We start from the raw sequence: 22,117 nt of genomic DNA, 5'->3' as shown, positions 1-22,117 counted from the left end.
AAAGCGCGTCTGCTCAGCGCACTGCCCTTGGCGGTGACTCTTCGCTGGTCGCGAGACCTCAGCGTCGGGGCGGCTTCAGTGCGACCAGTTCAAACGAGAGTCGCTGTTGGATGGCTGCCTCTCACCCATCTCCGAAATCGCCATCACCCCTGACGCACGGAGGATCGCTCGCATCTCATCCATCCCAGCGCGGCCGAATCTCCCCCCGTGAAAACGCTCTCCAATTCAATAGACCAAGGCCGCATGGCGTCACTGTGCGACCATCGCCCCCATGGAACTGCGCCAACTCCGCTATTTCGTCCGCATCGTCGAACTCGGCTCCATGGGCCGGGCGGCGCTGGACCTCGACATGGTGCAGTCCGCCCTGAGCCAGCAGATCAGCCGCCTGGAGGGCGAGCTTTCCACCCGGCTGCTGCAGCGCACGGCCAAGGGCGCTGTGCCCACCGAGGCGGGGCTGGCGTTTTTTCGCGAGGCGCAACTGGCGCTGCGCCATGCCGACCAGGCCGCGCGGGCGGCGCAGCAGGCGCGCCTCACAGGTACGGTGAGCGTGGGCCTGTCGCCCACCACGGCCTCGGTGCTGGGGGTGCCGTTGATGCGCGCCATGCACGAGCGCTACCCCGATGTGCGCCTGCACATGGTGGGCAGCCTCTCGGGCCACCTGTCGAACATGCTCAACGCGCGCCAGCTCGACCTGGCCGTGCTGTTCGACACCCAGCCCGCGCGCCGCTGGAGCGTGCTGCCGCTGCTGGAAGAGCGGCTGTTCCTGATCCGCTCGGCCCAGCGCGGCGTGCGCAAGCCGGCGCTGCGACGCAAGGTGGCCCTGGCACAGCTTGCCGATGAGCCGCTGATCCTGCCCACCGGCCCGCACGGCCTGCGCAGCCGGCTGGATGCGGCCTTTGCCCAGGCGCGCGTGGCGCCGCGCATGGCCATGGAGATCGATTCGCTGGCGTTGCTGATGGACGCGGTGGACATGGGCCTGGGCAGCACCATCCAGCCCTGGGCCGCCGTGGGCCGCTATGCCGATGCGGCAGAGCGCTTTGTGCTGGCCGAAATCGAGGACGGCCCGGCCTACCGCCCCGCCGCGCTGTGCAGCCTGTCGGACGACGAGCTTTCGCCGGCCGCCCTGGCCGCGCGCGTGGTGCTGGGCGACTGCGTGCGCGAGCTGGTGCAGTCGGGGCGGTGGATCGGCGCCACGTTGGCGTAGGCCCGCAGTGCTTCTTGCCTTCTCAAAAAAAGCACCCACCGTTCACGCTGAGCCCGTCGAAGCGCGGCGCAGGGCTTCGACACGCTCAGCCCGAACGGCTGGGAAGTGAAGGGCGCGAAACACAGGAGCCATCACGATCCGTGATGGGGCCATGCTGCGCAGCCCCTCCGCAAGCGGGGGCATTCTTTCTACATTCACGCTACCCATGAATGAAATGAACTCCCCATGCACCCCGATGTTTTGGTGATTGGCGGCGGCAACGCCGCCCTGTGCGCCGCGCTGATGGCCCGCGAGGCCGGTGCCAGCGTGCTGCTGCTTGAATCCGCCCCACGCGAGTGGCGCGGCGGCAACTCGGGCCACACGCGCAACCTGCGCTGCATGCACGATGCGCCGCAGGATGTGCTGGTCGAGGCCTACCCCGAAGAAGAATACTGGCAGGACCTGCTCAAGGTGACGGGCGGCCTGACCAACGAACATCTGGCGCGCCTGGTGATCCGCGCGTCCAGCAACTGCCGCGACTGGATGCGCAGCCACGGCGTGCATTTTCAGCCGCCACTGTCGGGCGCGCTGCATGTGGCGCGCACCAATGCCTTCTTCATGGGCGGCGGCAAGGCGCTGGTGAACGCCTACTACCGCAGCGCCGAAAAACTGGGCGTGCAGATCCGCTACGAAGCGCCGGTGGACCGCATCGAGATCGACAACGGCCGCTTCATCGCGGCGCATTGCACCGTCAACGGCCAGCCCGAGCGCATCACCGCCAGGGCCTGCGTGCTGGCAGCGGGCGGTTTTGAATCGAACCGCGAATGGCTGCGCGAGGCCTGGGGCCAGAACGAGCGCGGCGAGTGGCCGGCAGACAACTTCCTGATCCGGGGCACGGCCTACAACCGGGGCGTGCTGCTCAAGCACCTGCTCGACGACCATGGCGCCGACCGCATTGGCGACCCCACGCAGGCGCACATGGTGGCCATCGACGCGCGAGCGCCGCTGTACGACGGCGGCATCTGCACGCGCATCGACTGCGTTTCGCTGGGCGTGGTGGTCAACCGAGAAGGTGAGCGCTTCTACGACGAGGGCGAGGACTTCTGGCCCAAGCGCTACGCCATCTGGGGCCGCCTGGTGGCGCAGCAGCCGGGGCAGATCGGCTATTCGATCATCGACAGCAAGGCGATTGGCCGCTTCATGCCGCCCGTCTTCCCCGGCGTCAAGGCCGACAGCCTGCCCGAACTGGCGCAAAAGCTGGGCCTGCCGGTGGATACCTTCATGCGCACGCTCGATACCTACAACGCCGCCTGCCGCGTGGGCCAGTTTGACCACACGGCCCTGGACGACTGCCACACCGAAGGCGTCACGCCCGCCAAGACGCACTGGGCGCGGCCCATCGACACCGGCCCGTTCTACGGCTACGCGCTCAAGCCCGGCGTGACCTTCACTTATCTGGGCCTGCACACCGACGACACGGCCGCCGTGCGCTTCCACAACCAGCCGAGCAGCAACCTGTTTGTCGCCGGCGAAATGATGGCCGGCAACGTGCTGGGCAAGGGCTACACGGCCGGCGTGGGCATGAGCATTGGCACGGCCTTTGGCCGCATTGCGGGCACGAACGCGGCGCAGGCGGCTTTGGCATCACAACAGCCTCCAGCGCTTACAGATAAATCACCTGAAGCTATAAAAAATGGAGCGAACCATGCAATCGCTTGAAGCCCTGACGCGCGACGCCCGGGCGCTGGCGAACGGCGAGATCGTGCTGTCGGCCCCCGAAGCCGAAGTGGCGCGGCAGATGCAGATCTGCAATGCCTGCCGCTACTGCGAGGGCTTTTGTGCCGTGTTTCCGGCCATGACGCGGCGGCTCGAATTCGGCAAGGCCGACATCCACTTCCTGGCCAACCTGTGCCACAACTGCGGCGCCTGCCTGCACGCCTGCCAGTACGCACCGCCGCACGAGTTTGCGGTGAATGTGCCCCAGGCCATGGCCCAGGTGCGCGGCCAGACCTATGCCGACTACGCCTGGCCGCCCGCGCTGGGTGCGCTGTACCAGCGCCAGGGGCTCACGCTGTCGCTGGCGCTGGCAGCGGGGCTGGCGCTGTTCCTGGTGCTGGCCGTGGCCTTGAAAGGCACGCTGTGGAGCGCACCCGGCGGCGATTTCTACGGCATCTTCCCGCACAACCTGCTGGTGGGCCTGTTTGCCCCGGTGTTCCTGTTCGTGGTGTTCGCGCTGGGCATGGGCGTGCACCGCTTCTGGCGCAGCATCACGCCCGCCACCAGCGGCGCGCCTTTGAGTGCGCCCGCCGCAGCCGAAGCCACCGACGCCGTGCTGCGCCTCAAATACCTGGACGGCGGCCACGGCGACGGCTGCCACAACGAGGACGACGCCTACACGCTCGCGCGCCGGCGCTTGCACCATCTCACGTTCTACGGCTTTCTGCTGTGTTTTGCCGCCACCAGCGTGGCCACGCTCTACCACTACCTGCTGGGCTGGGCGGCGCCCTACGATCTGCCCAGCCTCCCGAAGCTGCTGGGTGCAGCAGGCGGCGTGATGCTGGCGCTGGGCACGGCGGGCCTGTGGCGGCTGAACCTGCGCCGCCACCCGCTGCACGGCGACGCCGCGCAAAAGCCCATGGACCGTGGTTTCATCGCCCTGCTGTTCCTCACCGCCACCAGCGGCCTGGCCCTGTGGCTGGTGCGCGGCACACCGGCCCTGGCGCTGCTGCTGTGCCTGCACCTGGGCGCGGTGATGGCGCTGTTTGCCACCATGCCCTACGGCAAGTTCGGCCATGGCATCTTCCGCACCGCGGCGCTGCTGCGCCACGCGGTCGAAAAGCGCCAGCCCAACCCCATAGGACTGGGCGCGGACTGAACGCCACCTTCATCCCCACCCACCCACGACACCACCACAACCCGAGGAGACCTTCATGAACAAACGCCAATTGCTGCGCGCCACTGCGCTCGCTGCTTCCACTTTGCTGCTGGCCGGCACGGCCAGCGCCCAGGACTTTCCGCCCAAGAAACCCGTCACGCTGGTGGTGGGCTTCGCTGCGGGTGGCGCTGCCGATGCCGCTGCGCGCCTGATCGCCAAGAAACTGGGCGAGAACATCGGCCAGTCGGTGGTGGTGGACAACAAGGGCGGCGCGGGCGGCAACATCGCCCACCAGTTCGTCGCCAATGCGGCGCCCGACGGCACGGTGCTGCTGTTCGGCTCGGTGGGGCCGCTCACCATCGCGCCGCACCTGATGAAGCTGAGCTACGACCCGTTCAAGGACCTGGCGCCCATCTCGGGCGGCGTGAACTTCCCGAACGTGCTGGTGGTGCACAAGGGCGCGGGCGTGAAGACGCTGGCAGAGTTCATCCAGCTCTCGAAGAAGAAGCCCGGCAGCGTGGACTTTGCCTCCACCGGCGCGGGCTCGGCCTCGCACCTGGCGGGCGAGCTGTTCAACCAGCGCGCGGGCGTGGACATGGTGCATGTGCCCTACAAGGGCGGCGCCCCGGCGCTGCAGGACCTGCTGGGTGAGCGCATCACCTCGTACTTTGCCGCGCCGCCCACAGCCATGCCGCATGTGGAAACCGGCAAGCTGATCCCGCTGGCCACCACGGGCCTGACGCGCCCGGCCTACCTGCCCAACATCCCCACGGTGGCCGAGTCGGGCTTTCCTGGCTTCGAGGCGCTGAACTGGTATGCCTTCGTGGCGCCGGGCAAGACACCCGTGCCGCTGCTGGACCGCTGGAACCAGGAGATCGTGAAGGTGCTTCAGGATCCCGGCGTGAAGGAAGCCCTGCTCAAGCACGGGCTCACGCCCCAGCCCACCACGCGCGCCGAGTTCACGGCCTTCATGAAGAAGGAATCGGCCCAGTGGGCCGCCATCATCAAGGAGCGCAAGCTCACGGCAGACTGATTCCGGGAGTGCAACCCGGCGAGGCCCAGGCGGCCTCGTACCCACCCAGCGGCCCCGTCAGAGGGCCGCTACGCCTTGTAAAACGCTCGCGTCGGTATGGATCAGCCCCAGCGGCGCGCGCTGCCCGGCCAGGTAGTCCTGGACGCACTGCAGCACCAGCGGGCTGCGGTGGCGGTCGGCGCTGGCATGCAACTCTTCGAGGGTCATCCACACGGTGCGCACGATGCCTTCGTCGAGCGCGCGCCAGCCATGGTGCGTGCCCAGCGTGCCGGTAAACACAAAGCGCAGGTAGGTGATGTCATCGCCCGTGCGCGTGCGGGTGAAGCGGTTCAGGTACACGCCCACCAGGGCAGCGGGCGCAAAGTCGTGGGCGGTCTCTTCCAGCACCTCGCGCGCGCAGGCGTCGATGGGTGATTCGCCCGGGTCCAGGTGACCAGCCGGGTTGTTGAGCCTGAGGCCGTCGGCCGTGTCTTCTTCGACCAGCAGAAAGCGGCCATCGCGCTCGATGATGGCGGCCACGGTGACGTTGGGTTTCCAGCGGTTTGGCATGGCGCGCATTATGACGACGGGGCATGACAGGCGCCCGATGGGGCCCGCAAAGGCACTTTTCAGACGCAGCAGGATCGCCTGGTGCGCAGTTCAGTGCGATGCAGCGGGCGGCTGCACGAAGTCTTCGAGCGACAGCCCCTTCTCCTGGAGCAGCGCCTCCAGCACGGGTTGCAGGCGGCCCAGGCTTTCATGCACGGCCTCGCGCACGGTGTCCACCATCACCTGCGTGCTGCGCTCGATCTCGATGTTCAGGTGGTCGCCCACTTTCTTGCTTTCAAACACGGTGGCGCGACGCGTCTCGGGAATCATCCAGATCTCGAACCAGCCCTCGGCGCGGTTCACCTCGGCCACCGTGAGGCTGGCGCCGTGGATGGCGATGTAGCCCTTGGCAAAGATGTAGCGGCGAAACGGTTCGGGCACGGCGATGCGCCACACCAGGTTGTTGTCGAACTCGCGGCGCTCGATCAGCGTGCCGGTGAAATCGACATGGCCCGACAGCGGGTGCCCGCCGATCTCGGCGCCGTCCTTGGCCGCGCGCTCCACGTTCACGCGGTCGCCCTGCGCGTAGCTGCCCAGCGTGGTGATGTTCAGGCTCTGCAGCATCACGTCGAAGTTGGCCTGCGTGGGCGAGAGGATCTCGGTGACCGTGAGGCAAACGCCGTCGGTGGCCACGCTGGCGCCCAGGCCTAAGTCCTGGCAGAAGCCCGCGGGAAAATCGAGCGTGAAGGTGCGCAGGCCTGCGCGGTCATGGATGGCGGCGATGCCTGCCGTGGCTTGGACGATGCCTGTGAACATGGTGGCGCGGCTTGTGGAGCGTTGGAAGGAGAGCCAGTAATTTTGCCACCCGCAGCATCCACGGGTGGCGCAAGGGTTGCCCCCCCCACACGCGCCCGTCTTTCCGGGGCATCGCACCCGTCTGCAGCGCTCAAAACTGGCGCGACCCAGGCCAGGACAGCCGAGCAAGGGCCGCCCCGCAGCGAGGGCTGCGTCCCCCTGCCCGCGCGGAGCGCGAGAGCGGGGGGAAGACGCGAAGCGTCTCAGGGGGGTGTCACCCTACTTGGCGCGCAGCAACTCACCCACTTCCAGCAGCACCAGCTCGTTGTCGTCTGCCTTGTTGGGCTCGCGGCTGCTGCTGAAAGGCAGGTTGTTGTCGTTGCCCACCACGATGTGCGTGCCGTCCACCACGTCCACATTCTCGATGGTGAAGAACGGGAAGGTCAGCACGCCGTTGTTCAGAGGTTTCTTCGCCAGGCGCTGCGGGTCCTGGATGTTCATGAGGTCGATGTAGCCGATCTTGCGGATCTCGCCACCCACATTGCTGTCGCTCAGTTCGACCTTGTAGATACGCTTGAACTTCGCGAGGTCGTGGAAGCAGTCGCTGCGTTTCTGACCTTCGGGGCAGGCCTTGTCGGCCGTGCCTTCACCGTTGTCACGCTCGATGATGAGGCCCGTGCTGCCATCGATCATGTTGAAGTCACCAATCGCGTGGTGGTTGGCTTCCATCACGTACTTCCAGTGGCGGCCTGTCCATTGCTCGCTCTTTACGTCGAATTCGAGCACGCGCAGGTATTGCTTGCCGCCCAGGTTTTCGTAGGCCTTGGCCTCTTCGTTCCACAACGCACCTTCGAGCAGCGCATAGAGCTTGCTGCCGTCCTTGCTGGCGGCCATGCCTTCATAGCCCTTGGAGCGCTTGACCTCGAACGCCGTGGGCTTGGCATCGGGGGCGCCGGGCACCAGCATTCCGGGCGCATCGGGCGAACGCACCAGCTTGCCGTCCACCTGGGTCTCGAACACGGCCAGCACCTTGCCGTTCAGGTCGGCCTTGATCAGGAAGGGGCCAAACTCCTCACCGATCCACAGCGCGCCGCCGGCGAACTGGAAGCTCTCGGGGTCCAGATCGGCGCCGGTCAGGTAGCGCTGCTTGCTGCCTTCGTGCGTGATGCGAAACGGCAGCTTCTTGTCGGGGTCCTGTAGAAACACGGTTTTCAGGCGGTTGAACTTGCCGCTTTGGAAGTCCACCTTGTAGTGGCTCAGGTGCAGCATGAAATCGGGCGAATTGGCCTTGGAGCCAGCGCCGTTGTCCGTCAAAACCCAGTACGAGCCGTCGGCCATGTGCTTGATGCCCGAATGGCCTTGCAGCGGCTGGCCCTTGAACGGCAGCGCAATGCCGGTGGGGCGACCGACCGACTTGCCTTCCACGCTGGCCAGCTTCTCAACGCGGCTGCCGGTGGTGAACTTGCCGCTGGTCTGCAGGTCGACCGGCGCATCCTTGGGCGCGGAAATCAGCGTCAGGGCGGGCAGCACGGCGTGGCCCGCCAGCGTGGCGGGGTAGGCCTGCTGGGCCAGGGCGGTGGAAGTGGCTGCGCACAGCAGTGCGGCGCAGGCGGCAATCGAAGTGATTCGGAGCATGGTGGCTATCGGCGTTGAAGGTGCTGCAACGATGCCGGGGCCGCATGACCGGCCCGTGAACGCGCCATGACACTGGCGTTACGCGCCGCGAAGGCCGCTGCGCATCAAGCAGCCATGGCCCGCGCCATAGCAGGCCTGCTGCACGGCCACAAGATCGGCCAGGTCGCGGTGCGCGAGGGCACGCAGGCGAACCGGTGGCGGAGGGGAGACAAGAGAAGACATCACGATGGGCTGCGGACAAAGCGCAAGCACCGGATTGTCAAGCCAGGCGCCCCGCGAGCAGGGCGAGCGCCTGGCGTGCGAGAGAGATCAGGCGGCCTGCACGGCGGCAGCAGGCAGGCCCCAGGCGTTGGCGGTCACGGCCAGCACGGCGGCGATGGTCGCGTTCAGGGGCAGAAGGGAGAGGATCGGCATGGCAACGGCATTCAGGCAACAGAACAATGCCGCAACGGTAACCACCGGCTGTGACGCGGGGATGACATGGTGCGGTGCAAACGCTGACAAGCAGCACACCCCGTGCAGGTGATGCGGGGGTATTGCTGGCACGTCACACGGCCGTCATGCAAGGGCAAAACACTGCGCCTTCGTTGTTTCAATTCGTCACACCACGGAAGGCCCACCATGCACCTGCACATCCCGTTTGTATCGCCCCGCCGTCCGCTGGCCCTGGCCCTGATGGGCGCGCTCTCCCTGGGCCTGGCGGCCTGCGGCGGCAGTGACGATGCGCCCAGCTTCAAGGCCATCGAGCTGAACATTGCCCACATCAACGACCACCACTCGCAGCTTGACGCATTTGCCGCCACCGAACTCACCCTCGACGGCGTGGCCACGCAGGTGGAGCTGGGTGGCTTTGCGCGCCAGACGGCGCTGTTCAAGTCGCTGGCCGGCACGCCCAACCTGCTCAAGCTGCACGCCGGCGATGCCATCACGGGCTCGCTGTACTACACCTTCTTCAAGGGCAAGGCCGATGCGCAGATGATGAACAGCATCTGCTTTGACGCCTTCATTCCGGGCAACCACGAGTTTGACGACGGCGATGGCGTCTTCAAGGGGTTTCTGGATGCCCTGGCAGACCCGGCCAACGGCGGCAGTTGCAAGACGCCCACGCTGTCGGCCAACATCGTGCCGCAGACCGGCACGCCCCTGGCTCCGGCGGGCGCCGCTGCCTACCTGCAGCCCTACACCATCAAGAAGATCGATGGCGTGGACGTGGGCATCGTGGGCCTGACCATTGCCGGCAAAACAACCACTTCGTCGCGCCCGCTGGCCACCACCCAGTTCCTGGATGAAGCCGCCTCTGCGCAAAAGGCGATCGACGAACTCAAGGCGAAGGGCGTGCGCCACATCGTACTGGTGTCGCACCTGGGCTACGACAACGACAAGCAGATCGCCGCCAAACTGACCGACGTGGACGTGGTCATCGGGGGCGATTCGCACACCCTGCTGGGCGACTTCAAGGCCGTAGGGGTTGCATCCGCCACCGGCACCTACCCGACGGTGGTGACCAACAAATCGGGCGAGACGGTGTGTATCGGCCAGGCCTGGGAATACGCCAAGGCCTACGGCCTCATGAACGTGAAATTCAACGACAAGGGCAGCGTCGCCAGCTGCGGCGGCAAGACCCAGCTGGTGATTGGCGACAGCTTCAAGCGCAAGGATGGCGCCGGCACCTGGCAGCCGCTGGCCGATGCCGATCGCGCCGCACTGGTCAGCAAGCTGGCGTCCAGCGCCAACGTGAAGGTCGTGGCACCCGACGCCACAGCGACGCAGACGCTGTCCGTCTACACATCCCAGGTCACGGCACAAAAGGCCATCACCATCGGCACGGCCAGCGAAGCCCTGTGCCTGATGCGCGTGCCCGGCGGCTCCAACAGCCGCAACACGGGCGTGGCGGGCTGCGAAACCGCCAACACCCTGGCCCGTGGCAGCGATGTCGCCCAGGTGGTGTCAGAGGCCTTCCTGCGCGCCAGCAAGCGCGCTGACTTTGCGCTGCAAAACGCCGGTGGTGTGCGCACCCCGATTGCCGCCGGCACGCTGAGCATGAACACGGCCTTCACGCTGCTGCCGTTCACCAACGTGCTGGTCGAGATGGACCTCAAGGGCTCCGAAGTGATTGCCGCCCTGGAAGACGGCGTGGCCGCCCATCTGGACGCCGCCGTGCCCTCGGACGGCGCGCACCCCTACGCCGCCGGCCTGCGCTGGGACCTGGACATGAGCAAGACCAAGGGCCAACGCTTCAGCAACGTGCAGGTGCGCAGCAAGACCACGGGTGCCTGGACCGCCATCGACCCGGCCCAGACCTATGTGCTGGTGACCAACGACTTCGTGGCCGCAGGCGGTGACGGCTACGCCACGCTCAAGCCGATCTACGCCGCAGGCCGCTATGTCAATACCTACCTGCTCTACACGCAGAGCTTTGTGGACTATGTGATCGCCCGGGGCACCATCGCCCGCCCCCAGGCAGGCGATTACTCGCACCAGAAGGTCATCACCAAGGCGGGCGTGGCGCTGCCTTGAGGCCGCCCGGTGTGGCATGCGCGCCTGTGGCCCGCCGCGCATGCCAGGCACCGAACCGGGGGAAAGCCACCCTACCGCGCCACCGCCAGCCCCGCGCCATGCCCGCGCGTGAAGGCCTCTTCGAACACCGAATACCCCGACCAGTCGCTGTGCGCAAACGCCAGCCGCGCCGTGGTGGGCGTGGGCAGCCAGGCAGTTCGCTCACCGTGGGATCGCTGATTGCGCGTGCTGGACGGGCGCTGCAGGCCTATCTGGCTTAAAAAACCCAGCACACCCGGCGTGGGGATGGCCATGGCATGGCCGTAGCGGGTGATGTCGATGCGCGTGGCGCGGCGCGGCAGGTCGGGGTGGGGGCCGCTCAAAGCGGCCAGCGCAGCCTGGGCCCAGTGCGTCCAGGGCTTGTTGGCCAGTTGCGCGCGGCCCTGCGGCACATCGCCCAGGGCCTGGTAGTAGCTGAGCACGGTGGGCCCGGCGAGCACGGCGCGGGGGTCCAGGCGCTGGTGGCCGGCGTCCACATAGCCCAGGCCGCCGGGGTTGGTGTCGCCGTAGAGCACGTTGTCCCACGCGGGCGCGGCGCCCGGGCGGTCGGCCAGCGGTGCGTCGATGTGGATATTGGCCACCAGCCAGGGCGCCCACTGCAGGCGCCGCGCGGCCTCGCGCAGGAAAGCCGGGGGCTGTTGCACCACGCGCGCTGCGACCATCACCGGCAGCGCCACGATGCAGCGCTGCGCCTGCCAGCGCTCCACGCTGTCGGTGGCGTGGTTGTAGGCGTCCACCTCCACGCCGTGGCGGCCCTCGGCGATGCGCAACACGCTGCAGGCGGTGCGCAGCTGCCCGCCGTCCTGCAGGGGCGCGGCCAGGCGCCGGGTGAGCCAGCCATTGCCCTCGGGCCAGGTGAGCACGCCCTCGCGCTCCTCGGGCGCGGCATCGCCCGGCGCATGGAAGCCGTGGCGGCTGGCGAAATAGTGGATGCCGGCCCAGGCCGACACACGCGCCGTGCCGGCGCCGTAGTCATCGCGGCAGCAGTAGTCGAGGTACCAGCGCAGGTGCGGGTCGTCCAGGTTTTCGCGCGCCAGCCATTCATCAAAAGTGAGCGCATCCAGCGCTTTGTGGACGGTCGCAATAGACCCTTTTGGATCAAAGCTCTTGAGCATGGGCATGGTGAAGCGCGCGGCCTGGCCCAGCGCCTGGACCCGCTCGGCAAAACGCCGGTACTGCGCCAGCGTGGCCGCGCCCACGCCCTGCACGGGCAGCAGGCCCTCTTGCCACTCGCCCTCGAAGAACAGGCGCTCCTGCGGGCTGTGGCACAGGTGCCGCTCGTCGTATTGCCAGCGCCCGGCGACGCGCTGGCGCAGGCCCAGCTCTTCCAGCAGGTTCTGCACCTCGCGCGCGTCGTCGCCGGGCACGGGCAGGTAGTGCGCGCCCAGCGGGCAGGCAATGCCGTTCACCTGGCCGCCGCGGCTGTTGCCGCCGGCCTCGTCTTCCAGCTCCAGCAGGGCAAAGTCGTCCACCCCCGCCAGCCGCAGCGAGCGCGCCGCCGCCAGCCCGGCCACGCCACCGCCCGCGATGACGACCTGCGTGCGGCGCACCAAGGCAGGCGCGGGCAACACGCCGGTGGCCAGCCGGTCGCGCAGCGCATGGCCGCGCGCCATGTCGATGCCGGTGAAGCCGCCTTCGAGCGTGCGCGGCACCTTGTCACACCCCGCCGATAGCAGGGCAGCCGCCGCCGAGGTGGCGGCCGTGGCTAGGAAATGGCGGCGTTGCATGGGACTTGATTCTGCGCCAGTAATGCAGCGCAGCGCGCGCAACAGGCACGCTCCAGACCTGTGCCGCCGTGGAACCGGCTTTGCCGGGCCAGTGGTGGCATCCCCCCGAGGAGGAAGAAGCGAAGCGGCTCAGGGGGCATCTAGTGTTTTCCCCACTCGCGTTCGTAGGTGTGCACCAGCGCCTGGTTCGACAGCCGGTTCACCTCGGTGGGCAACCGCGCCATGTCGAGCGGAAAGTCAAACAGCAACGGCAGCGTGCCCGCGCTCAAAAACTGCAGCCCTGCGGGCAGCGCCTCGGGCAGGCGCCAGGGGCGCCGGCTGGCGATGACGAAACCCCACTCGCCAAAGCTGGGCACATGGGCATGGTAGGGCGCCGTGCGCAGGCCCACCGACTCGATGGTCTGCACCACGGTCCAGAAACTCTGGCGCGCCACCAGGGGCGAAGTGGTCTGCACCACGGCGTAGCCGCTGGCCGCCAGGCGCTTGTCGAGCAGCGCGTAGAAACTGTTGGTGTAGAGCTTGCCGATGGAAAAATTGGTGGGATCGGGGAAGTCCACCACGATCACGTCAAAAGTGTCCGTCCCCTCCTGCAGCCAGCCAAAGGCATCGGTGTTGACGATCTTCACCTTGGGGTTTTGCAAGGCATGGCCATTGAGCTTGGCCAGCATGGGGTTGTCGCTGAAGATGCGTGTCATGGCCGGGTCCAGCTCGACCAGCGTGACCGATTCCACCGAGGGGTATTTCAGGATCTCGCGCACCGCCATGCCGTCGCCGCCGCCCAGCACCGCCACCCGTTGGGGTGCACCGTGCGCCGCCATGGCCGGGTGCACCAGGGCCTCGTGGTAGCGGTATTCGTCGCGCTCGGCAAACTGCAGGTTGCCGTTGAGGAACAGCCGGTGCCCGGTACGCCCCTGCGTGACCACGATGCGCTGGTAGGGCGATGCGGTGCTGAACACGATGCGGTCCTGGTAGAACTTGTCTTCGGCAAAGCTGGTGATGTGCTCGGCGCCCGCCAGGGCCGCCAGCAGGATGCCCAGCACCATCGCGCAGGCCGCCACATGCGCCTTCAGGCGCCGCAGCTCGTGCCGGAACAGCCACACGGCCCACAGCGCCACCAGTGCATTCATCAAGCCAAACAGCAGCCCCGTGCGGATCAGCCCCAGCTGCGGCACCAGCAGCAGCGGGAACGCCAGCGACACGGCCAGCGCGCCCAGGTAGTCGAAGGTCAGCACCTGCGAGACCAGGTCTTTCAGCGCCACGTTGCGCTTCAAGATGCGCATGACCAGCGGAATCTCCAGCCCCACCAGCGTGCCCACCATGAACACCATGCCGTACAGCAGGAAGCGAAAGGCGCCCGGCGTGTAGGCGTTGGCCAGGAACAGCGTGGCCGGCAGCGCCCCGCCCATCAGCGCCACCAGCAGCTCGATGCGCAGGAAATGCGCGGGCAGCTGCCGCTCGAAATACCGCGACAGCCAGGAGCCCACGCCCATGGCGAACAGATAGGTGCCGATGATGGTGCTGAACTGCAGCACCGAGTCGCCCAGCAGGTACGACGCCAGCGCGCCCGCCGCCAGCTCGTACAGCAGGCCGCAGGCGGCCACCACGAACACGCTGGCGAGCAGGGCGATGTCGATGGGGCGAGGGGCGCCGGGTGCCGTGGCAGGCGCTGCGGCAGGCGTCATGCCAGCACCATGTCCAGCTGCTGCGCCAGGCTCTTGCCGTCTTGCTGCTTGGTCAGCCAACCAAACACGGCTTTGCCCGCGCTGGCCTGTGCCCACAGCGCACCCACCTGGCTCTTTTCAATTTCGTAGGGGTCGCTCAGCAAATGCGCCCCTTTGTATTCGAGCAAGGCCACACGGCCATCGACCAGCTCGGCCACAAAGTCGGCAAAAAACCGGCCGCGCGACGTAGGCAGGGCAAAGCCGCAGGGCGCGGTATCGAGGTTGCGCACCCATTGCCGGACCTGGGGGTGGCGGTCGATCAACTGCGCGCACTGAAACTCTTCGCCGCCATCCTTCAGGTCGGCCAGCACGGCAAAGTAGTGCCGCGTGAACTGGTAGCGCCCGCTGTAGCGCGATGCCACCGGCGCCGGGTAGCGTCCAGGCTCAAACACATGGGGGTGCAGCCAGTCGCTCTCCAGCAACCAGGCGCCCGCCTGGCCTTGTTGCAACACGAGCTGGCGAAACTGCCGCTTGGCCGCCTGGTCGCGCAGATCGCCCACATGCAATGCAATGCACCGGGCCAGCTGAAAACGCGCCTGCGCCAGCAGCACCAGCGGCAGGCCGCAGGCATGCAGCTGGTGGTTCACCACGGCCGCCAAAAAAGCGCGGCGCTGCGACTGCGTGATGCCCGCCAGGGGCGCGTGCAGCGCCTTGTGCAGCGACTGGTCCAGCCAGCGCACCAGCGTGTCGGCGGTGATGCTGCTGGCGCCGTAGTCCATGGCCATTTGCTGCACATCGGTGGGGCGCAGCGTCACGCGTGCGTCCTGCACGTCGATCTCGATCACATTCGACTCTTGCACCACATGAAAACCGGGCAGCTGCACGGCCTGGGGGCTGAGCAGATCAAGCTCCACCGTCCCCAGCACCGCGCCCTGCTCCAGCGGCCACAGCGGCGCTTGTGCGTCGGTGCGATAGGCCAGCGTGGGCACGGGCGCAAAACGCACGCCGCGCGATGCGGGGGCCACGCTGGCCGCCACCAGCGCGTTGTGCTGGGCCACCTGCTCGCGCAGCTGCTCCTGCTTTTTGGCCCCGCGCACCTGGGCCAGCATCAGCGCCTCGGTGCTGGCCTCGATGTGGCCCGCAACCACCAGCTGCGCCGCACCGGCAATGGTCTGCTGCTGCACACCGGGCACTGCCAGCAGCTCGGGTGTGGCTGAAATTACATCAAAATTGGTAGCTATCAGCGCTTGAGGGGCGGGCGCTGCATGTGGATTTTCGTTAAATTCTTCGCCAAACAGCGGGTAGCTCGATGGCGGCGCCAGCATCGAAGCCACATCCAGCGCCTCGAACCCCATGTGCTGGATCAACCGGTCGGCCAGTGCATGCGCTGCAGCAGAAAACTCCGCCGCGCACACATGGGCATAAGCGCGGTTGAGCGCCTCGCGCCCACGCCGGCGGGCCTGCGGCATGCGCAGCACACGGCCCAGCAACTGCTCCACCGCCGTGGCGCTGGTCAGCTTTTGCAGGCTGCACAGCACATAGGCAAACGGGCAATCCCAGCCCTCGCGCAGCGCCTGCACCGTAATCACATAACGCACCGGGCAATTGCGCGCCGCCAGGTTGATGTCGTCCAGCCCGCGCTGGGTGCCTGTGGCCACCACGATCTGGTTGTCTGGCAGATTGAGCTCTTCCACCAGATAGCGGCGCAGTGCCTCCGGCGGCATCTCGTCGCCCAGGTTTTGCGCCTGAAAGAGCACGATGGGCCGCACATAGCCATGCCCCTCGGCCTCGTCCTTCAGCGCCTCGGCCTCCAGCTTGCGCTGCGTCTGCACTGCGCCAAACACGGCAGCAGGCCAGCCCTCGGGGTGCTCGGCCAGCACGATGGGCAGCTTGATCATGTCCTCGGCCGCCAGCTCCTGGGCGCTGACGTGGTAGAGCACATTGGTCTTGGTCGCAATCGGCGTGGCCGTCAGCTCCAGAATGAACGCGGGGTTCAGCCGCTGCAATGCCGTGAAACTCTTGTCCGTCTTGGTGTTGTGCGCCTCGTCCACGATGACCAGGGGGCGCTGCAGCGCCAGCCAGTTGGCCAGGCTCCAGCGCGGCTGGCCCACAAAGCCCGTCAGCACGCCGGTTTCGTCCTGCGCGGCGTCTTGAGCGGTCACCACAGCGTCGGGCAAGCCCTGCAGGCAGGCCATGCAGCCCTCAGGCGCGCTCTTGAAATGCGGCTCAAAGCCCTCCGAGAAGCTGTACACATTGCGCTGGCCTGCGTCCTCCACCCGAAAACTCTGGATGGTTGCCACCACCACCACGGCGTGCCGCCCCCAGTCGGGCGGGGCGATTTGCGCCACGTCGTCGAGCGTGCACACCTGCAAGCCCTCGCCATAGGCATCGGTCAGGGCGGCGCGGTAGGCATGGCCGGGCGTCTGCAAGGCCTTGAGCGTTTGCTGGCGAATGGCATCGCTGGGCACCAGCCACACGGCCACCGGCGCATCGCTGCCCTGCCACTCGCGCGCCAGCAGGGGCAGCGCGTGCGCCGCCAGCACCGTCTTGCCGCCGCCCGTGGGAATGCGCAGGCACACACAGGGCACCTGCGCGCCAAAGGCGTCAAGGTTGTAGGGGCGGCCCGCCAGCTCACCAAAGGCCAGCGCCGGGCCCTTGGTGCGGGCTGCGCGGGCGTACGCGCCCAGCGCATCGAGGGCGGTTTGCTGGTAGGTCTTGAGGGTGATGGGGGTCATGGGGATGGGTTTGAATTGGCGCAAATTTTGGCAATCTTTAGCCAATGCGCCAATGTAAGTGGTTGATTTACAAAAACTTTTTATTTCCCATTGGAAAAATATTGGCTAAACACGGGATCTCATTGGCGCAACCAGCGCCCAAACAGCGCCACGGGTCGGCTTGCCAATATTCCGGATCGAGCCCTGCCGTGCCATATCGGCCAGCAGTTCCTTGATGTACTTCTTGCGCTCCGACGCCCCTGGAATCCACAGCATCAGCTTGTCCATCAACAGGGCATCGATCTCGACACGGGGTTGGGGCGCCATGGCGAGCAAATCGCACACCGCCTTTTTGCAGTCCTCAACGGACGGGCCTTTTTGATTGAGATAGGCCACCTCTTGCCCCATTGCAACCGCCAACTGCGCGGAGATGCGCAACCTGGGGCTGCGCCCCTCCACCAAACCCTTGGCGCGCAGACGTCGCAATTCGCCTGCGGGTGGCTTGCGGCCTTTTTGAATCTGGTCGAGCAGCACGGCATCTTCCAGGCTGAGATCGCTGTTCGTCATCAAGGCATCGACATACCCCTTGTCCAGAACGCGGCCATACAGCATGACGCTGACGGATGCAGGTTGCGCCGCGATGTCGTAATCGGGCAGCGGGAAGAAGCGCTCCTTTTGCTTGCGGAACATTCCTTTCACGCCACGGTTGAGCGTCTCCATCAAGTCCAGCTCCACCATCGCATCGGCCAGACAGGCATTGCGGTAGCGCTGCTCGGGCTGCTGCGCATGTAGAACCTTGTCCAGTGACCCAGGCAGAAACTCTCCGTAGTTGAAAAAGCGCAGCGTATCCGGCCCCTCCGTCACCAGAATGCGTCCGCCCTGTGTGTAATCCTGGTGTGCCACGCAGTTGTGCAGGGCTTCGCGCAGCACCCAATCGTCGTAGTTGGGCAGATTCAGTGGCGCCACTTCACGCGGCGGCAAGATATTGATCTCGATGATGCGGATGCGGGCAATCAAGGCGTCGATGGACGACAGCAGCGGCAGTCCGAAATGCTGGTGCGTCACAGGTTCGTTTCGGTGGTCCAGCAGCTGCCAGCTGATGCGTGGCGTTGGCCCGCCTAACTGGCTGGCAGCCGTTGGCAGGCCCAAAAGCACCAGCGCCGCCCGCGTCAGGCCACCATGGACGGCCAAGCGCAGCGAATGCAGAAACTGCGCATCCGTCTGCCCCAGCATCTCTTTGACGATATCGGGCTTGCTGGCATAGCGACGCGCATACAGCTCCCGCGCCCTGGCAATGGCTGGGGCCGACAGCAGCGCCCAATCCTGCGTGACAACAGCCGCTGACCAGTCGTGCAAAGCCGATTGCGCACGCAAGGTATCGAGCTTGTGCAAGGGTAGCCCACACAGCTTCTCACCATTACGCCCCCAGTAGTGGCCCTTGCAAGAGACCGGCACCCCTCGGGGCGCAGCCGGAATACGCCACAGCAGCACCCGCGCTGGCGCTCCGTCTGGCCGGTCCACCTCCAGCTCGTGGGGTGGATGCAAAACGACGGGCGGTGCAGTTTGCGCAGCCACCGACTCTCTGATCCGGTTGAGTTCAGGCAATGCGCGCGCAAATTCTGTTCCGATCGCCGGGCGCATGCCGGTGGTCGGGTCCAGCCTGTCATCAATACCCATGACCAGCCAGCCCTCTTCGCGGCGGTGCAAATTGGCTTCGTTGGCCAGCGCAGAGACGTACTGCGCCATCTGGTCAAAGCTGAACGTCTGCCCGGCACGCTTGAACTCCAGCCATTCCGTCTCCGTGGACATGCGCCGAAGTTCATTCAGAAACTCGCCCGTAACGTCGTTCATTGCCCTCACCTCGCCTTCACGTCATACGGAATGTGCTTGAACGTGACGCGCGCCAGCGCCAGGCGCGCATCGCCCAGGCGGCAGGCCTCGCCATACACCACCAGGGGCGCATCGGGGTGGGGGGTGGCGGCGTGCAACTCCAGCAGCGCATCGAGCACGGCCGAAGTGAGCACGTTGCCGCTGGCCGGGCGCTTGTCGCCCAGGATGCCGTTGAACAGCAGGTAGTAGGCGGTGCGGCTGCGCAGTATCGGCTCGGGTTCCGGCGTGGCTTCCGGCAGGGTTTCAGATGAAATCGGCTCTGTGCGCTCTTCTGGCGAGCGCAAGTAGCTATCAAAAACAGAGTTCGTTCCCAGGTGCGGCGTGCCCGGCGTGGCGTGCGCGGGGTCGAAGGCCGTGCCGGTTTCCTGTTGCCAGACAAAGGCGGCCAGCGTGGCAAAGCGCACCTCGGGGTGGATGCAGCCATCGGCATCGAAGATGGGCGCGCCCAACCTCTGGAAGCGAAAACCGCCGCCGCCCTGCCAGCCCACCGCCTGGCTGATGCCGCCCGGCTCGCCGTCCACCACCTTTTGCAGGCGCGGCAGGCAGTGCGTGGCGGCGTGCTCGCCCATTTCGATGCCGATCCAGCGCCGGCCCATCTTGTGCGCCACGGCGGCCGTGGTGCCACTGCCAAGGAAGCTGTCGAGGACGAGGTCGCCGGAGTGGGTGGCGATGTGGAGGATGCGTTGAAGCAGACGTTCTGGCTTTGGAGTGCCGAAGCGAGCACTTTCAAATAAAGCAAGACCTTCCAGCATTGCCTCTTGGTTGTGGCCGGAGTCTTCGTGAGCCCAAATAGAGCGCGGAACAACATCACCAGAACCATCTAAAAATTTCTTGATGCGGGGTAGCGATGCACCACCATCCACACCCCAATAAATCATTTTGTTGCGTACGTGCTCTTCATGCGTTTCGCGGCCAAATGCCCAGACGCGCGTTTTTTTTGGCCAAACCTCTTCCCCGGTCTTGGGATGTACTAGCGGGTAGTAAAGGTTAGGACGCTCATCGGCAGTTTTCGCGCAGGTATAGGCTGCAGAGTTCCATGGGCCGCGGGGGTCGTTGTCGGGATTTGTGTAGTACTTTTGCTGCGCCTCACTTCTGGGTAGCTTGTTGGGAGTCCACTTTGCTTTTGCTTTCGCGTACACCAGTATGTGGTCGTGATCATTGCTGAAATAGTGCGCATCATTTGCGGGGCTGACACGCTTATGCCAAGCAAGGTTCGCCACAAAATTCCTCCGCCCAAACACCTCATCCATCAGCACCTTGAGGTAATGCCCCTCGTTGTCGTCAATGGTCACCCAGATCGAGCCGTCGTCACTGAGCAAGTCGCGCAGCAGCTGCAGGCGCGGCAGCATCATGCTGAGCCACTGGCTGTGCTCCAGGTTGTCGTCGTAGTGCTCGAACGCGCTTTGGGTGTTGTAGGGCGGGTCGATGAAGATGCATTTGACCTGCCCGCGGTAAAACGGCAGCAGGGCCTTGAGCGCTTCGAGGTTGTCGCCCTGGATGAGCAGGTTGTTTTGTGCACTGGCGGCGTCACCGTGGGTGGAGACGCTCTCCAGCAGGCGGTAGGGCACCTGGGCGGCGGTGGTGAAGGCGTGGGCGCGGTTGAGCCAGTCGAGGGTGGGCATGGGGGGGTGGTGTCAGGCCAGTGGGCCGGTGAAAGCAGGCGGTATTGTGTGGCCTGCGCCATGGCGCGGCTTGCCCGCCAGCGGTGGCAGCGCGGCCGGTGCTTTCGCAGTCAGTGGATGGCCGCCGCCACGATGATGCTGATCCCCAGGCACATCGCGGCCACCACCAGGGCCAGGGCCTTGTTCTGCTTTTCGACGATTTCGCGCCACAGGTCATAGGGCGTGATCTTGTCGATGAGGATGAAGGCCAGCCAGAAGATGACGATGCCCATGAGGGCATACAGCAGCGTGCCGACGATGGACAGGGGGTGAAGCCATTCGAATTTGGTCATGCTGTTCTCCGATGAAATTCGGGTTGTTTCAATGTCATTTGTGGCTGCCGCCGGAGGAATACCCCCCGAACGAGCCGCCCGAACTGCGGTAGCTGCTGCCCGACGAGCCCGAGCAGTTGCTCATGATGATGAGCACGATGAGCAGCACCACCACGATGAGGATGACCGTGCCGCAGCCCGCTCCCTTGGCGGCCACGAAGGGGCCGGGGTCGTCGCGCTGCAGCACGTCTTTTTTGTCGCCCAGGCCGAAGGCCTGCACCACGGTGTCGCTGGCCAGCCTGTCGCCGGCGGACCAGGTGATCTCGCTGGCGCTTTGCTCCATCGACAGCAGGCCGCGGGCAGCGGCAAAGTCGCGGTTGAAGGTTTTCTGGCCGCGCTCCACTGGCCAATAGAACTCGCCGAGCACATAGGTGGTTTCGGCGTTGTAGCTGTATTTGAGCTGGTAGGTGGTGCCCAGGTAGGTGGCCGTTCGCCCGGTGGCGGCCATCTGCGGCGCGCCGGTGGTGGGGCGCACCATGCTCCAGCCTTCTTCCGAATCGACCAGGAAGGCGAAGCCGCGCTTCTGGTTGTAGAGCAGGTATTCGCTCCAGCCAAAGTGTTCATCGTCGCCGGGCACCACGCCCATGCGGTGCTGAAAGCCCACCACCTGCCAGTGCACGCCCTGCAGCGGGCCCTTGGCGCCCAGCGGGATGATGGGGCGCACGGGCTCGTCCTGCATGGCCGAGCGCAGCTCGCCGCCCACGCCGCTGCCCAGGTCGATGATGCTGGAGCAGGATCCACAGGTGATGCTTTTGGTGGAGGCCAGCTGCACCTGCACCGGCGCGCCGCAGTGCGGGCAGTTGAACTGGCGGCCTTTTTCGTCCTTGGCGGATTCGTCCTTGAGGCCCTGGAGCTGCAGGTCTTCAAGCAGCACGGCGCGGCCGCGCTCGACGCGGGGCGGGGTGTGGCCGTAGTCGATGCTGAGCACTTCGCCATCGCTACTGCGCAACTCGACCATGCCGAAGGGCTGGCCCAGCGGCGGTAGCCTGGGCAGCTCGCCCTGCGCCGAGATCAGCTGCGCCTGGCCGGCGTAGGCCACGCTGTAGGGTTTGCCGTTGATGGCCGTGGTGGTGCCGATGGACCAGCGCGCGGCCTCGGGCAGCTCGCGACCCGGGTCGATGGGCCGGGAGAACACGTAGGCGCCGTTGTCCTCGCCCAGCGTGGCCAGGGTGCCGTCTTCGAGGAAGGCGGTCCATTCGGTCCAGACCCCGGCATCGCCCTTGTACTGCAGGCGGCCGACGAGGGTGAAGGGCACCTCCTTGCCATCGAGCGTGATGCGCCCGCTGGCCATGGTCTGCAGCGGGCTGTGGTCGTCGAACAGCTCGGCCATCTTGCCCAGGCGCGTGAGCACATCGCCGCTGCGCACCACGGTGCTCTGGCAGTAGCCGCAGACGGCGTGCGTGGACTGCGCGCTGCGGAATTCGACCGGCGCACCGCAACCGGGGCAGGGCGCGCGGTAGTGGCGTTGTGTGGCGCTTTCGGCCATTTTTTAAGGTGTTTTTGGCCTCTTGCGCTTACCCATCAAGC

General features: G+C 66.2%; 15 protein-coding genes. 5 read left to right on the top strand and 10 right to left on the bottom strand.

The genetic code is table 11. The features are described from left to right. Window positions 1-271 precede the first annotated feature (271 nt). The 4 genes from AC1RDS_RS15950 to AC1RDS_RS15935 all read left to right on the top strand — a co-directional run bounded on the left by AC1RDS_RS15950 (window position 272) and on the right by AC1RDS_RS15935 (window position 5,091). Window positions 272-1,204 carry a LysR family transcriptional regulator gene (locus AC1RDS_RS15950; protein ID WP_092697837.1) on the top strand — a complete coding sequence of 311 codons (933 nt, stop codon included), beginning with the start codon at window positions 272-274 and terminating at the stop codon, window positions 1,202-1,204. A 225-nt stretch (window positions 1,205-1,429) separates the two neighbouring features. Next, complete coding sequence (gene tcuA, locus AC1RDS_RS15945) at window positions 1,430-2,902, top strand: FAD-dependent tricarballylate dehydrogenase TcuA (RefSeq protein WP_492227180.1); 1,473 nt, start codon at window positions 1,430-1,432, stop codon at window positions 2,900-2,902. After that, entirely contained in the window at window positions 2,889-4,058 is a 1,170-nt protein-coding gene (gene tcuB / locus AC1RDS_RS15940; RefSeq protein WP_092697835.1) for a tricarballylate utilization 4Fe-4S protein TcuB, read from the top strand. The genes tcuA and tcuB overlap by 14 nt, the downstream gene beginning before the upstream one ends. A gap of 55 nt (window positions 4,059-4,113) precedes the next feature. Further along, window positions 4,114-5,091, top strand: a complete 978-nt coding sequence (locus tag AC1RDS_RS15935) for a Bug family tripartite tricarboxylate transporter substrate binding protein (RefSeq protein ID WP_026435572.1) — start codon at window positions 4,114-4,116, stop codon at window positions 5,089-5,091. Window positions 5,092-5,148: 57 nt separating this feature from the next. Here AC1RDS_RS15935 and AC1RDS_RS15930 read toward each other — a convergent pair whose 3' ends face one another. The 3 genes from AC1RDS_RS15930 to AC1RDS_RS15920 all read right to left on the bottom strand — a co-directional run bounded on the left by AC1RDS_RS15930 (window position 5,149) and on the right by AC1RDS_RS15920 (window position 8,049). Beyond that, window positions 5,149-5,640, bottom strand: coding sequence for an NUDIX hydrolase (locus AC1RDS_RS15930; protein WP_026435573.1), 492 nt, complete (start codon window positions 5,638-5,640; stop codon window positions 5,149-5,151). A 90-nt stretch (window positions 5,641-5,730) separates the two neighbouring features. Beyond that, the gene (locus AC1RDS_RS15925; protein WP_092697834.1) at window positions 5,731-6,435 is read right to left on the bottom strand and encodes a riboflavin synthase subunit alpha; all 705 of its coding nucleotides are present in this window, start codon (window positions 6,433-6,435) and stop codon (window positions 5,731-5,733) included. 258 nt (window positions 6,436-6,693) lie between these two features. Continuing rightward, window positions 6,694-8,049, bottom strand: a complete 1,356-nt coding sequence (locus AC1RDS_RS15920) for an esterase-like activity of phytase family protein (RefSeq protein ID WP_092697833.1) — start codon at window positions 8,047-8,049, stop codon at window positions 6,694-6,696. A 621-nt stretch (window positions 8,050-8,670) separates the two neighbouring features. Here AC1RDS_RS15920 and AC1RDS_RS15915 point away from each other — a divergent pair. Next, complete coding sequence (locus tag AC1RDS_RS15915; RefSeq protein WP_092697832.1) at window positions 8,671-10,566, top strand: bifunctional metallophosphatase/5'-nucleotidase; 1,896 nt, start codon at window positions 8,671-8,673, stop codon at window positions 10,564-10,566. A gap of 71 nt (window positions 10,567-10,637) precedes the next feature. On the opposite strand, the gene AC1RDS_RS15910 is transcribed toward AC1RDS_RS15915, so the two are convergent. From AC1RDS_RS15910 to AC1RDS_RS15880, 7 genes are all read right to left on the bottom strand, one after another. Continuing rightward, complete coding sequence (locus tag AC1RDS_RS15910) at window positions 10,638-12,332, bottom strand: FAD-dependent oxidoreductase (RefSeq protein WP_492227179.1); 1,695 nt, start codon at window positions 12,330-12,332, stop codon at window positions 10,638-10,640. 140 nt (window positions 12,333-12,472) lie between these two features. Continuing rightward, a complete protein-coding gene (locus tag AC1RDS_RS15905; RefSeq protein WP_492227178.1) occupies window positions 12,473-14,014 on the bottom strand; it encodes a polyamine aminopropyltransferase in 1,542 nt (513 codons plus the stop codon). Beyond that, the gene (locus AC1RDS_RS15900) at window positions 14,011-16,728 is read right to left on the bottom strand and encodes a DEAD/DEAH box helicase (protein ID WP_492227177.1); all 2,718 of its coding nucleotides are present in this window, start codon (window positions 16,726-16,728) and stop codon (window positions 14,011-14,013) included. The genes AC1RDS_RS15905 and AC1RDS_RS15900 overlap by 4 nt, the downstream gene beginning before the upstream one ends. Window positions 16,729-16,833: 105 nt before the next feature. After that, window positions 16,834-18,516: an RNA-binding domain-containing protein gene (locus tag AC1RDS_RS15895; protein ID WP_280140369.1), complete on the bottom strand. Its 1,683-nt coding sequence runs from the start codon at window positions 18,514-18,516 to the stop codon at window positions 16,834-16,836. Window positions 18,517-18,563: 47 nt separating this feature from the next. Further along, window positions 18,564-20,219: a site-specific DNA-methyltransferase gene (locus AC1RDS_RS15890; protein ID WP_492227176.1), complete on the bottom strand. Its 1,656-nt coding sequence runs from the start codon at window positions 20,217-20,219 to the stop codon at window positions 18,564-18,566. A 110-nt stretch (window positions 20,220-20,329) separates the two neighbouring features. Then, window positions 20,330-20,551 carry a DUF350 domain-containing protein gene (locus AC1RDS_RS15885; RefSeq protein WP_092697826.1) on the bottom strand — a complete coding sequence of 74 codons (222 nt, stop codon included), beginning with the start codon at window positions 20,549-20,551 and terminating at the stop codon, window positions 20,330-20,332. 34 nt (window positions 20,552-20,585) lie between these two features. Continuing rightward, window positions 20,586-22,076, bottom strand: coding sequence for a DUF4178 domain-containing protein (locus tag AC1RDS_RS15880; protein ID WP_492227175.1), 1,491 nt, complete (start codon window positions 22,074-22,076; stop codon window positions 20,586-20,588). Window positions 22,077-22,117: the final 41 nt, after the last annotated feature.

The organism is Acidovorax sp. GW823-FHT02H02, assembly GCF_058797075.1.
Note: the sequence above shows the minus strand (reverse complement) of the source record. Positions and strands in the feature narration are given on the sequence as shown.